This window comes from Mucilaginibacter psychrotolerans (assembly GCF_004519315.1).
In the GTDB taxonomy this organism is placed as follows: Bacteria; Bacteroidota; Bacteroidia; order Sphingobacteriales; family Sphingobacteriaceae; genus Mucilaginibacter; species Mucilaginibacter psychrotolerans.
In genome coordinates, this window is record NZ_SOZE01000004.1 from 141,501 (window position 1) to 154,549 (window position 13,049).

The following is a 13,049-nucleotide window of genomic DNA, read 5'->3' on the forward strand; positions in this document are numbered from 1 at the left end:
ATCGGTGGAATCGAAGAAGACAAAAATAATCAATGTGAAATTGGTGATAATCAGTGGAATCATTTTAAAATCGGTGTAACGGAGAAGCCCTCTTGAGCACTAAAAAGCTAAATATCGCGAAAAATCAAAAAATTATGATAAAGAATTACTTAAAAACAGCGTGGCGCAACTTGTTGCAAAACAAAGCCACATCATTCATTAGCGTAGCTGGGCTGGCAGTAGGCATATGCTGCTTTTTGCTGTTAGCTACTTATTTGATAAACGAACTGCGGTACGATCGCTTTCATAAGAAAGCAGATAGTATCGTACGCATTATCCAAAATCATAAATCGCCAAACCTGGCCGAGGTAAATAGCGTAGCGGTAACGCCAACTGCGCCGGTGCCGGTTTTTAAACAGCAAATAGCTGAGGTTGCTGATGGTGTGCGTATAGTCGATTATTCGGATATGCGCCCTGCTGTTGTGCAATATGGCGATAAGCTTTTCAAAGAGAAGCACGTGCTGATGGCCGACGAATCGTTCTTCAAGCTATTCGATTTTAAATTTATAGCAGGCGATGCCAGGAACGCGTTCGGCAATTCATCTTCTATCGTAATCACTGCCTCTACAGCAAAAAAGTATTTCGGTGCTGATGATCCTATCGGCAAGATACTTAAGGTAGATCAAACCAATAACATGATGGTTACCGGCGTGGTAGAAGACGTGCCCGAATATTCGCAGTTAAAATTCGACATGATTGGCAGTTATGCCATGATGCCGCGGTCGCTTACCCGCCAATGGGACTCTGCCAATGATTACTCGTACCTGTTACTGAAACCGGGCGCGGACAGGGCATCGGCAGAGAAAAAGATAAATACTTACCTGGATAACCTGTTCAAGGGTAACGTTGCCGCAGGCGAAAAAATATGGTACACGCTTGAGCCGTTGACTTCGGTTCACCTGTATTCTACCGCAGGGGGCTTAGAGCCGGGGGGTAATATCAAATACATTTATATCCTTGGTGTTGTCGCCGTCATCCTGTTAGTGTTGGCTTGCGTTAACTTCCTTAACCTGGTAACCGCGCGCTCGGCCGAACGCTCTAAAGAAATAGGCGTGCGCAAAGTAATGGGCGCGCAACGCAAGCAATTGTTCTTCCAGTTTATTACCGAAGCCGGTATTATCACGCTGGTATCGTTATTGGCTGGCGTTGCTTTTGCAAGCCTCTCTTTCCCATCGTTCAGCAATTTCAGCGGGCAATCGCTCAGTTTCGATACCTGGAATCTGGACTGGCTGGTGGCGGCAGTTGTTGGATTATTCTTCATCGTTACTTTACTGGCGGGTACATATCCAAGTTTGTATCTATCGGCTTTTAAGCCTGTTGTGATACTCAAAACAAAATCTACCGGCGCAGCGGGGGGGAACACCCTGCGCAAATCGCTGGTGGTATTCCAATTCGTGGTATCGGTTTTCTTTATCATCAGCACATTGATTGCGGGCAACCAGTTAAGGTACATGCAAAACCTAAATACGGGGATGGACCGCTCACAAGTGATGGTGCTGGATATCGGCGGTATGCCTTACAATAAACTGGAACCCTTTAAGAACGCCATAGCGCAGCAGCCGGGCATTACGGGCGCAACTGCGTCCTACAATTCGCCGGTTAACGTAACGGGGGGATACTCTATCAATAGTGCCGACGGTAAATCATCGGATTTTAACCTCCCGGTAACTGCTACGCCTGTGGAGCGCAGCTTTATTAAAACCATGGGGATGACCCTGGTTGCCGGCCGCGACCTTGATTTGGGCGACGAGCAGCAGGTACAAAAAGACAGCCTGCGCCAATACAGCTTTATACTAAACGAAACTGCCGTGGCCGCCATGGGCTGGAAACCGGCGCAAGCCATAGGCAAGCGTATGGGCTTAAACGGTCGCCTGGGCACCATAAAAGCTGTGGCTAAAGACTTTAATTTCACCTCGCTACATAGCAAAATAGAGCCTTTAGTAGTATTTCCCGAGTATGATTGGTTCGGTAAGCTATTGGTGAAAACCGAAGGTAAAAACACCGCAAGCACTATTGCATCAGTAGAAACGCAGTGGCATAAATTTTACCCGGATGCACCTTTCGAGTACCACTTTTTGGATCAGGAATTTGAAGGCATGTACAAAACTGACCAGCGCACAGGCGCTATCCTCAAAGCCTTCACCCTGGTTACGGTATTCATATCATGCCTGGGCCTTTTTGGTTTGGCGGTGTTTAGCACGCGGCAAAGGGTAAAAGAGATTGGCATACGTAAGGTATTGGGTGCCAATGTAATGAGTATAGTGGGCCTTATCTCTTCGGATTTCCTGAAGCTGGTATTGATAGCCGTGGTGATATCCTCGCCATTAGCATGGTATGCTATGAGTGAATGGCTGCAGGATTTTGCCTTTCGCATAGAAATATCCTGGTGGGTGTTTGCATTGGCAGGAGGGATGGCCATAGTCATCGCCTTTATTACGGTGGGATACCAATCGGTAAAAGCTGCTTTAAGCAACCCAGTGAAGAGCTTGCGGTCGGAATAGAAGCAAGACGACAAGAATCAAGAGCCAAGAATCAATAGGCAAAACAAGAGCCGGGATGTTATTCGTCTCGGCTCTTGGCCGTTTCAGGTGAGTAATCAAGAAGGCCGTCTTGATTGCTGTTGTCTTGCTTCTTGTTTCTAACGGTCTTGTTTCTGTTCCAAAGACTGTATCATTACCGAACGCACGCTGTACATAAGCGTACAGTATTACGATTGAAAATTAAATATAATGTACTGATAATCAATATATTATGACTTTGGTATATTATTGATACTTCAATGCCAAAATGAAATCAAGAAATTGCAACCAGTAAACAATTATCCATTAATCTTAACCAGTTAAAATGTTATCACTACAGCATATTTCAAAGTATTACCAGGTTGGCGGCAACAAAAATTATGTGATCAACGATATCAGCCTCGATGTTGATGAAGGCGAGTTCGTATCTATCATGGGCCCATCGGGTTCGGGTAAATCTACCTTGCTCAATATCATAGGCATGTTAGATGAACCATCTACAGGGTTCCATTACTTCGTAGATCAGCCTGTTCATCAGATGAAGGAAAAACAACGCTCGGCTTTGTACAAACAATACATCGGCTTCGTTTTTCAGGCTTACCACTTAATAGATGAGCTTACCGTTTACGAAAACATCGAAACCCCGCTGATATACCAGGACGTGAAAAGCAGCGAACGCAAAGCTATGGTAGCCGATATGCTCGATCGTTTCAACATCGTTGGCAAAAAAGACCTATTCCCGGCGCAACTATCGGGCGGGCAGCAGCAATTGGTGGGTATTGCCCGCGCGTTGATAGCCAAACCCAAACTGCTTTTGGCCGATGAGCCAACCGGTAACCTCAACAGTAAACAAGGCGAAGAGATTATGGAGTTGTTCCGTAAGCTGAACAAAGAAGACGGCGTTACAATTATCCAGGTAACGCACTCCGAAAAAAATGCGGAATATGGTTCGCGCATTATTAACCTGCTGGATGGAAGGGTAGAATCTTCAAAAAAATTCTGAACTACAACACAAAATGCGATACTTTAAATACCTACTTTTTAGTCTTTCCCTACTAATCCCGGCGCTGGCGCACAGCCAGGTGGCCGATACAACGCTTACCCTGCAGCAATGCATCGATATAGCTATCAAGAACAACCTCGATGTGAAGAAGAGCGAGCTGGCGCTGGCGACTGCGCAGGTAAATTCAAACCAGGCCAAGGAATTTATGCTACCGACTATCAGTGGCCAGGTAGACCACAGCATAAACAACGGTCGCGGTATCGACCCGTCAACCAATACCTATGTAAAGCAGTCGTTCAAATCGGGTAATTACAGCCTCAGCGGCGACTTAACCGTGTTCAGCGGCTTGCAGAACCTTAACAACATCAAGCAAACTTCATTGGCTTACCAGGCCGGCAAAATGGATCTGCAACAGGCAAAGGACCAGATAACCATCAATGTTATCACCGCCTATTTATTGGTGCTGAACAATACTGAACTGTTCAACCAGGTGAAAAACCAGCTGGATGTTTCTAAAAAACAAGTGGAACGTTTAGAGATACTGGAGAAGGAGGGAGCCAATAAGCTCCCGTCGGATCTGTATGACCTTAAAGGCACCTTCGGCGATAATCAATTGAACGTGGTAACTACAAACGCCACCCTAAAAACATCTAAGCTAAACCTGCTGCAGATACTCAATATCCCATATCGGGAAAACATATCCTTGCAGCCTATCAACGCCGACGATTTGGCGAAACAAACCACAAACTCTGCCGACCAGGTGTATGACATCGCGCTAAATCAGCTGGCTTACATCAAAGCGGCTATTTTAAGGCGCCAAAGTGCCGAGAAAGGCGTTAGCGTTGCAAAAGGTTCGTTGTTCCCAACGGTGTCTTTGTATAGTGGTATATCTACCAACTACTCCAGCGCGGCGCAGCTTAACGGGCAAACCATAGGGTATTATGATCAGTTTAAAAACAACTACGGTACGCAGTTTGGCGTAAGCTTACGGATGCCTATCCTTAACTACATGCAAAATCGCAACAAAGTGGCCCTGGCCAAAATACAGTTGCAGAACAATATCTATGTGGAGCAAACCACCAAGGTACAGCTGAAGCAGAATGTAGAGCAGGCTTACCTCAACATGACTTCGGCCTATGATAAGTACAATGTGCTTACCGACCAGGTGAAAGCTTACACCGAATCGTTTCGCACGGCGGAAATCAGGTTCAACGCAGGCGTGCTTACCTCGGTAGATTTCGTGGTGGCCAAAAACAACCTCGACAGGGCAAAAATAAACCTCATCAACGCCCGCTACGAAGTTTACATTTATAACAAAATTTTAGATTATTACCAGGGTAAATTATCATTATAATAAAATTTGCATTGTAATATCAAATTATATTACATTTATCGCAGAATTGACCCGGTACCCGGTACACCATTTTCAACGGCGTACCGGGTATTTCCAACTCCTCCTTTTCCGCTTTTTACTGGCAACTGTTAAACACAAAAGCTATATTGCGATGTTAAACACTAAAACCGCAGTTAAATGAAAAAGTTAATACTTACATTATCCATCGTGTCGTTATTTGCATTTAAGAGTCAGGCACAGCTTTTACCAAAATTCCAGTTTGGTATTAAAGCCGGTGCTAACCTTACCAGCTTATCGGGCAGCAGCTCGTTAAGCAGCGATAACCGCGCGGGTTACCTCGGCGGCTTCTTTGCCCGTTTCGGTGCCCTGGGGTTCAACTTTCAGCCCGAGCTTTACCTTACCAGTAAGAATGTGGATATTAACACAAGTAACAACGCATCAACTAAAGCAAAGTTCACCAGTGTAGATGTTCCTTTGCTTTTTGGCGGTAAAGTTGGCGCTTTAGGGTTTGGCGGTCGTTTTTATACCGGTCCGCTGTTGTCCTTTGCCATCAATAAAGACAAGAATTTTTTTAACGCTGCCGGTCAGGCAGTTAAGTTCGACTACAAGGATTCTAACTTTGCCTGGACGGTAGGTGCCGGGGTAGACATCCAAAAAATATCGATAGATCTGCGCTATGAAGCTGGTTTAAGCAAACAAACGTACATTGATGGCTCTACTAATATAAAAACACGCGTAAGCCTGTTTAATTTAAGCCTGGGCTACAGCTTTTTGTAAATCTCACCGATATTATATGGGCCTGTGCATAATTTGTACGGGCCTTTTTCGTGGGATACTCCTTGCGAGTTCGAAACTTTCTAACTCATTACTTGTCGCTCGCATATTGACTCACCCCGACGGCCCGCATGCGCGGGCGTCGACCCTCTCTAACTTCGTTAAAGAGGGTATGGAAAAAAAAGCAGCTTCACCCTCTTTGCGAAACAAAGACCGGACCTGCCTGTCGGCAGACAGGTGAGTCCACTCGCGACGCAGTTACCCGATGTTTCGAACACTCCTCCCCAAAAAACAGCCCGATTAGTTAATAAAGTATTATAATCCATTATCTGCGGGCGTTACCTTTATAAAAACACATTGCAGTATGCTACACCGAAGAATTGGCGTTTTGATAATAGCCTTATGCCTGTTACACTTATGCCTTAACGCACAAACCCCAATAACGAACGCCAAAAGCCGAATCCGTTTAAATCAGGTGGGCTTTTACCCGGTATCACCTAAGGTGGCCATTGTTGTTGCGACAAAAAAGACTGATTTCCTGATTAAGGATCTGAAAGGAAAAACCTGGTTTACAGGTCAGTTAATCCCCAATTCGCAGCCTGCTTTTTCTGGTGCTTACACCTTTAGTGCCGATTTTTCCGCGTTCGACAAGCCCGGAAGGTATTTTATAGAGGTGGAAGGCCTGGGCAACTCCTATGAGTTTCAAATTAAGCCTAACGTGCTTCAACCTGTGGCCGATGGCAGTATCAAGGCTTTTTATTATCAGCGCGCGTCGATACAGTTAGATGTGCAATATGCCGGCAAATGGTACAGAGCGGCCGGGCATCCCGATGATAAGGTGTTTGTGCATTCCTCGGCAGCATCGGAGAAACGCCCGGCAGGGTTTGTTATTTCTTCACCACGAGGTTGGTACGATGCAGGCGATTACAATAAATACATTGTAAATAGCGGCATCACTATGGCTACGTTGCTTTCATTGTACGAAGATTTTCCGGAGTACATGAACACCGTAAAGCTGAATATCCCAGAAAGCCAAAACCAAATACCCGATGTGCTGGATGAGGTATTATGGAACCTGCGCTGGATGCTCACCATGCAGGACCCTAACGATGGTGGCGTTTACCACAAACTCACCAACGCCCGTTTCGATGGGATGATTATGCCCGATAAGGCCGATTCAGCCCGCTATATAGTACAAAAAAGCACCGCCGCTACGTTGGATTTTGCTGCTGTAATGGCGCAGGCTTCGCGAATACTCAAAAAATTCCCCAAGCAATTGCCGGGACTGGCAGATTCGTGTATCAAAGCATCGGAGTATGCCTGGACCTGGGCAGAGAAAAACCCGGTGGTGATTTATAACCAGGATGCCATGAACCGGGAATTTAAACCGGCGGTGGTTACGGGCACTTATGGAGACAGGAATGTAGGCGATGAGTTTTTTTGGGCGGCTTCCGAATTATACCTTGCTACAGGTAAGGACGATTACTTTAACAAGATAACATTGAGCAAAGGTGAATTAGCAAGAGTGCCTTCCTGGGCAAACGTGAAATTGCTGGGTTACTACTCGCTCGCGCAAAACTCCGGAATAGATGCGGCCAATCATCCAGAAATAAAGGAGATAAGAACGCGGCTGTTAAATATGGCGGATATTTTTATTGATAGCGCCGCCAACAACGCTTACCAAACAGTAATGACAAAATCGAAAGTGAACTTTAACTGGGGTAGCAACAGTAATGCTGCCAACCAGGGCGTGTTGCTGATAAAGGCATACAAGCTATCCGGAGATAGAAAATACCTGGACTATGCCCTCGCCAACCTCGATTATATCCTTGGCCGTAACGGCACGGGCTACAGCTACGTTACCGGCTTTGGCAGTAAGTCCACTATGCATCCACATCACCGGCCTTCTATTGCAGATGGAGTGGTGGATCCTATCCCCGGCTTATTGGCAGGCGGCCCAAATCCGGGGATGCAGGATAAGATACAGCTGCCCTCGCTTTTTCCGGATGAAGCCTACATAGATGACGACCAGGCCTATGCCTCCAACGAAATTGCCATTAATTGGAATGCACCTCTGGCCTATCTGGCTAATGCCATACAAGCCCTGCAAAAGAAACTGCATTGAAGACAAGGTATAATTCCGCCCCTCGCTGATGGTAGTCGATTAAACCGATGTAAGCGCAATGATGACCAGAAATATAAAGAAACAGCAGATAGAGGTAAGGAAATACATGATTGATACGCCTATCATTTTGCTAACCGTGCGCCAGCGGCTCCGTTGGTAAACCACTCTTAATGAGCGATAAATATACCAGGCAAAAACGCCTAAAGTTACCAGTTGTAGCCAGTCGCCAACAGCTTTTTCGATGCTGTTGGGCATTACCGCCTGGATGAGGAGCGTTAGGGTAAGGAACAGAAATAGAAAGCAATGCAGATGTATAGAATAGATAATATGTTCAACGTACAGCTTATGGTTTCTCCGGAATGCTACTTTCAAGATCAGGGCAAACAGCGGTAATATCACGAACATCACTTTGGGCAGGTTGTGTTTTATGCTTTCTATCAATATTTCCTGCGCATTTTTGCCATGGTTTTTCCAATCGAAGCTTTTCTTTTTCAAGTAGCTGGTAAAAAAACCGTCGCGTTCTGCGGAGGCTAACTTACTTTGGTTAGCAAGATATTCATCGTAGTTTTTGGCATCTTTATCGCCCAGGTAAGTGGTAAAATTGCCCTCGTCACCACTGTCTTCGTCTTTATTTAACTCAGGTTTACCCGTTTTATGCTTCGCGGTATCAGCTTTTTGCGATGAAGCGGGTAGGTAGGGAGCTACTACAGCTTTTGCCCGCTTTTTTTCTTCAGGGCTTAGGCTGCTGTCGTTATCGATATCGGTAAGCAGGCTGGTTTTGATGGTGTCTTTTAGTTGATGCACCCCGTTTTCTTTTCCCTCTGTTATGTAAACGCCGTTTGTGCCGTTTAACTGAAAGAACAGCACGAAGAATACTAAACTGATAAAAATATACATCTTAACAGGGTGCAGGTACTGCATCCTGCGACCTGCCAGGTAATCAACCGTAAGCTTGCCGGGTTTGGCAAACAAGGGTTTCAGGGTATGGAAAAACTGGTAATCGAAGTGGAAGTAATCGCTTATGGCATGGTTAAGCATGTGGCCGAAGCTTTCTTTCATCTCCAGGTTTTCCTGCCCGCAAACGTGGCAAAAGTGGCCCTGTAATTCAGTACCGCAGTTGAGGCAATCCGTTTCGTGGCGGTAGTGCTTTTTCATAGCTTATTGTTAAGGTAGGGTTTAAGCTAACCAATCTGATTTTCTTGGTTCTTGTATCTTGGTTTATTGACTCTTTCCGCCGGATTACGCGTGTTCTATAGCGTGTTTTAAAGCGGCGTTATGCTTATACCTGAAAACAAACGGGAAGATGATGGCGATTACCAATGCATAACCAGCGAAAGACAGCCAGATATTGTGCCAGTCTTTTTCGCCGTTTGGTAAGATAAAATACCTATCTATCAACCACCCGCTTATGTTACTGCCGAAGAAGGCACCAAATCCGTTTACCATCATCATAAACAAACCTTGTGCGCTACCGCGTATTTCGGGTGCCGCTTGCGTTTCAACAAACAACGAACCGGAAATATTAAAGAAATCGAAAGCCATACCATAAACGATGCAAGAGAGCACAATCATCCATAAACCGCCGGCAGGGTCGCCAAAAGCGAACAAGCCGAAACGCAGCACCCAAGCTATCATGCTGAACAGCATCACATACTTGATACCAAATTTGCGCAGGAAGAAAGGTATTGCCAGAATGAACAATGTTTCTGATATCTGGCTGATGGACATGATAAACGCAGGGCGTCTTACTGCATATAAATGTTGGTATGCTACAACCTTCTTAAAGTCATGTAAATACGTGTCGCCGTAAGCATTAGTTAATTGCAATGCCGCGCCCAACAAAAGCGAAAAAGCAAAGAATATGGCAAACCTAGGCGACCTGAACAGCGAAAAAGCATTTAAACCAAACGTTTGCGCAAAGGTTTTAGTGGTTGCAGATGCTTTGCTTAAAAGTGGGGGGCACTTAGGTAATGTAAACGAATAGATACCCAAACCTGCGGCTACTGCAGCTGCTATATAAAATTGATTTGCTGACGTTTCATTATCAGTATAACTAACCGTCCACAAGGCTATAATAAAGCCGACTGTACCCATTGTACGTATTGGTGGATAATCTTTTACAACATCGATATTCTGGCTTTTCAGTGCGGAATAAGCAACGGTAATTGATAGCGATAGCGTAGGCATGTAAAAGGCCATGTTGAGTAACATTACCCAAAAAAAAGTGGTAGGGTTTGTAACCATAGGCAGCGCACACAGCGTACACGCGCCTAATAAATGCATAATGCCATAAAGTTTTTCGGCATTTATAAACCGGTCTGATAGTATTCCGGTAAGGGTAGGCATAAAGATGGATGCAATACCCATGGTAGAAAAAATTGCTCCGAATTGTGCTCCCGACCAATTTTTATTTTGGAACCAATAGGCTCCGATAGTAAGCAGCCAGGCCCCCCAAATGAAGAATTGCATAAAATTCATCAGCATTAAGCGGAACTTAATATTCATATAGCACAGTTTAAGATCAGTATGAGTAAAATGTTTAATTCAAAAGCGGAAAGTACTGAAATTATGGGACAGTATAAAACGGGTAAGCCTATTTTTAGTTGTATAATCAAATAGGAACAGGTGAATAATACCCATGTATTTGCCGTAGTAAGGTTGCTTAATGAGGTTAACGGAATGCGCGGTGCGAATTGATGCCAAATAAGGAAGCGGCCCGGTAATCTGCAACAGTGTAGCCCATATTAATTTCGGGCTTAATTTCTAAAAGGCCGTAAGTTAGTGGGTGAACGAATAAATTAGGGAAGATACTTAATTTATCTTCCCCAATTTGGTTTTAAGATGCTTTACGCTTATTCAGCTCGTCGCGTATTTTGGCGGCTTTTTCGTAGGCCTCCTCGGCGAGAGCCTGCTGCAGGCGGGTTTTTAATTCGTCATCGCTAACGGAATTGAACGACCCTGCCGGTGTGGCCGGTGTTTTTTCTTCAGATGTTTCGTTGATGTTTTCGAGGTACACGAAATCGTTACCCTCTATCACAATGCCTGCTGTAGATAGAATGAACTCGTAGGTGTAAATAGGGCAATCGAACCGTACTGATACCGCAATGGCATCGGAGGTGCGCGCATCAATCTCTACCGTTTTCTTGCCATCAAAGCAAACCAGCTTAGCATAAAATATACCATCCACCAGGTTGTAGATAATAATTTCCTTTACCGAGATGTTAAATGCCTGCCCCAGGCTCTTGAATAAATCGTGAGTGAGGGGGCGGCTCGGTGTCATTTTTTCTATTTCTATAGCAATAGCTTGTGCCTCAAAGCTGCCAATTATGATAGGCAACCTGCGGCGGCCATTCATTTCGCCCAAAACCAACGCATACGCGCCGGATTGTGTTTGGCTGTAAGAAAGCCCCACGATATCCAGCTCAATTTTTTTCATATCATTACCCATCACAACAAAACAGTTTTAAGCCGTAGTTTTATATTCCTTAACTGCGGCAATTAGTTTTGGCAATACCTCAAAGGCATCGCCAACTATGCCGTAATCCGCAACCTTAAAAAACGGGGCCTCGGCATCTTTATTGATAACCACGATAACCTTTGAAGAGCTTACGCCCGCCAGGTGCTGTATGGCCCCGGAAATTCCAATGGCAATATACAAATTTGGGCTGACAGCTATGCCTGTTTGGCCAACATGTTCGCTATGCGGGCGCCAGCCGGCATCTGATACCGGTTTTGAGCAGGCCGTGGCTGCGCCAAGCAACTCTGCCAATTCTTCTACCATACCCCAGTTTTCGGGGCCTTTCAGTCCACGCCCGCCGGATACCACAATCTCAGCATCGGGCAAGGAAACTTTATCTGTAGACCGCACGATATCTTTTATCATCGCCTTAAAGTCGGACTCCTTGTTTTCTACGCTAAAATCTTCTACCGATGCATCCGTGCCATTTGGAACTACCTTATATGCATTAGGCGTAAGGGAAATAACCTTAACAGCAGAGCTTAACTCAACTGTTGCAAATGCCTTGCCAGAGAAGGCTGTTTTCTTCACCGTGAATTTGCCGCCATCCTGTGCCGGTAGTTCTACTACGCCATCTGCAAGTCCGGCTTGTAGTTTTACAGCTATGCGTGGTGCCAATCCGCGCCCACTAAAGGAGTTGGATAGCACAACAATATCCGCACCCTGCGCTTTGGCAGCTTCGGCAATAACCGAGGCGTAGGCCTGGTTCACAAAATCTTTCAGTTTAGCGTTGCTTACATTCAGCACCTTTTCGGCACCGTATTGGCCAAGGGCAGCTAAATCGCCTGCTGCCACATCGCCAATTGAAATGGCTATTAGACTTGTATTATTTTGGTCGGCAATGTCTTTGGCGTAGCTTACCGCTTCGAAGGTAGATTTCTTGAACTTCCCGCCTGCATTTTCCGCATATATTAAAACTGACATATATCGTTTTTCTTCTTGAAGTAAAATGAATCGATTAAATAACCCTCGCTTGTGTGTGCAACAACTCAACAAGTTGGGCGGGGCTGCCGGCATAAACCAGCGTTACCTTGCCGCGAGGGGCAGGCGTTTCATAACCAATGATGTTTGAAAAAGTTTCAACTGCTATAGGTTCAACCACTGTAAGCGGTTTGGTGCGCGCGCTCATAATACCGCGCATGTTGGGTATTTTAGGTTCTGCAACGCCCTCGGCTGTGCCGGCCACAAAGGGTAGTGGGATAGTCAGTAATTCTTTGCCGCCTTCTATCTCACGCTCTACAGCAGCTGTCCCGCCATCTAAATCCAGTTTCTTGATGATAGATACCGATGGTATATCCAGTAACTCGCCCAGCATACCGGCAACTTTTGAGCCGTTATAATCTATCGATTCTTTACCGGTCAGGATCAGATCGAAAGGGTTTGCTTTTACATATTGGGCTATCTGATAAGCCACGTACCATGCATCCTTCGGTTTGGCGTTGATGCGCACAGCATCAGTAGCACCTATCGCTAACGCTTTGCGAATGGTAGCATCAGTTGCGGCATCGCCTACGTTGATAACGGTAATGGTACCTTTGCCGCCATCGGCCAATTCTATGGCGCGGGCCAGGGCTATCTCGTCCCAGGGGTTTAAAATGAACTGAACGCCGTTAGTATTAAATTGGGTGTTGTTATCTGTAAAGGTTATTTTTGTCGTGGTATCCGGAACGTTGCTGATACATACCAGTATTTTCATCATAATTGGTTTGTTTTACGGG

The 13,049-nt window shown here is 45.4% G+C and carries 10 protein-coding genes; 5 read left to right on the forward strand and 5 right to left on the reverse strand.

Annotated elements, in window-relative coordinates; translation table 11 throughout:
• Window positions 1-134 precede the first annotated feature (134 nt).
• The 5 genes from E2R66_RS06210 (at window position 135) to E2R66_RS06230 (ending at window position 7,814) form a co-directional block, all read left to right on the forward strand.
• Complete coding sequence (locus tag E2R66_RS06210; protein WP_133227771.1) at window positions 135-2,540, forward strand: FtsX-like permease family protein; 2,406 nt, start codon at window positions 135-137, stop codon at window positions 2,538-2,540.
• 343 nt (window positions 2,541-2,883) lie between these two features.
• A complete protein-coding gene (locus E2R66_RS06215) occupies window positions 2,884-3,561 on the forward strand; it encodes an ABC transporter ATP-binding protein (protein WP_133227769.1) in 678 nt (225 codons plus the stop codon).
• 13 nt (window positions 3,562-3,574) lie between these two features.
• Entirely contained in the window at window positions 3,575-4,915 is a 1,341-nt protein-coding gene (locus tag E2R66_RS06220) for a TolC family protein (RefSeq protein ID WP_133227767.1), read from the forward strand.
• Between the two features lie 177 nt (window positions 4,916-5,092).
• The gene (locus tag E2R66_RS06225; protein ID WP_133227765.1) at window positions 5,093-5,692 is read left to right on the forward strand and encodes a porin family protein; all 600 of its coding nucleotides are present in this window, start codon (window positions 5,093-5,095) and stop codon (window positions 5,690-5,692) included.
• 361 nt (window positions 5,693-6,053) lie between these two features.
• Complete coding sequence (locus E2R66_RS06230; protein ID WP_133227763.1) at window positions 6,054-7,814, forward strand: glycoside hydrolase family 9 protein; 1,761 nt, start codon at window positions 6,054-6,056, stop codon at window positions 7,812-7,814.
• A gap of 39 nt (window positions 7,815-7,853) precedes the next feature.
• On the opposite strand, the gene E2R66_RS06235 is transcribed toward E2R66_RS06230, so the two are convergent.
• The 5 genes from E2R66_RS06235 to E2R66_RS06255 form a co-directional block, all read right to left on the reverse strand.
• The gene (locus tag E2R66_RS06235) at window positions 7,854-8,969 is read right to left on the reverse strand and encodes a DUF3667 domain-containing protein (protein ID WP_133227761.1); all 1,116 of its coding nucleotides are present in this window, start codon (window positions 8,967-8,969) and stop codon (window positions 7,854-7,856) included.
• A gap of 84 nt (window positions 8,970-9,053) precedes the next feature.
• The gene (locus E2R66_RS06240; RefSeq protein WP_133227759.1) at window positions 9,054-10,319 is read right to left on the reverse strand and encodes a nucleoside permease; all 1,266 of its coding nucleotides are present in this window, start codon (window positions 10,317-10,319) and stop codon (window positions 9,054-9,056) included.
• Window positions 10,320-10,650: 331 nt separating this feature from the next.
• Window positions 10,651-11,250, reverse strand: coding sequence for a bifunctional nuclease family protein (locus tag E2R66_RS06245; RefSeq protein ID WP_133227757.1), 600 nt, complete (start codon window positions 11,248-11,250; stop codon window positions 10,651-10,653).
• Between the two features lie 27 nt (window positions 11,251-11,277).
• A complete protein-coding gene (locus tag E2R66_RS06250; protein WP_133227755.1) occupies window positions 11,278-12,255 on the reverse strand; it encodes an electron transfer flavoprotein subunit alpha/FixB family protein in 978 nt (325 codons plus the stop codon).
• Between the two features lie 34 nt (window positions 12,256-12,289).
• The gene (locus E2R66_RS06255; RefSeq protein WP_133227994.1) at window positions 12,290-13,027 is read right to left on the reverse strand and encodes an electron transfer flavoprotein subunit beta/FixA family protein; all 738 of its coding nucleotides are present in this window, start codon (window positions 13,025-13,027) and stop codon (window positions 12,290-12,292) included.
• Between the last annotated feature and the right edge of the window lie 22 nt (window positions 13,028-13,049).

Bases quoted from the DNA above. Each gene is read 5' to 3' on its own strand.
- E2R66_RS06230 (WP_133227763.1), top strand. From the start codon at position 6,054: ATGCTACACCGAAGAATTGGCGTTTTGATAATAGCCTTATGCCTGTTA.
- E2R66_RS06210 (WP_133227771.1), top strand. From the start codon at position 135: ATGATAAAGAATTACTTAAAAACAGCGTGGCGCAACTTGTTGCAAAAC.
- E2R66_RS06240 (WP_133227759.1), bottom strand. From the start codon at position 10,319: ATGAATATTAAGTTCCGCTTAATGCTGATGAATTTTATGCAATTCTTC.
- E2R66_RS06235 (WP_133227761.1), bottom strand. From the start codon at position 8,969: ATGAAAAAGCACTACCGCCACGAAACGGATTGCCTCAACTGCGGTACT.
- E2R66_RS06220 (WP_133227767.1), top strand. From the start codon at position 3,575: ATGCGATACTTTAAATACCTACTTTTTAGTCTTTCCCTACTAATCCCG.
- E2R66_RS06255 (WP_133227994.1), bottom strand. From the start codon at position 13,027: ATGAAAATACTGGTATGTATCAGCAACGTTCCGGATACCACGACAAAA.
- E2R66_RS06245 (WP_133227757.1), bottom strand. From the start codon at position 11,250: ATGAAAAAAATTGAGCTGGATATCGTGGGGCTTTCTTACAGCCAAACA.
- E2R66_RS06225 (WP_133227765.1), top strand. From the start codon at position 5,093: ATGAAAAAGTTAATACTTACATTATCCATCGTGTCGTTATTTGCATTT.
- E2R66_RS06215 (WP_133227769.1), top strand. From the start codon at position 2,884: ATGTTATCACTACAGCATATTTCAAAGTATTACCAGGTTGGCGGCAAC.
- E2R66_RS06250 (WP_133227755.1), bottom strand. From the start codon at position 12,255: ATGTCAGTTTTAATATATGCGGAAAATGCAGGCGGGAAGTTCAAGAAA.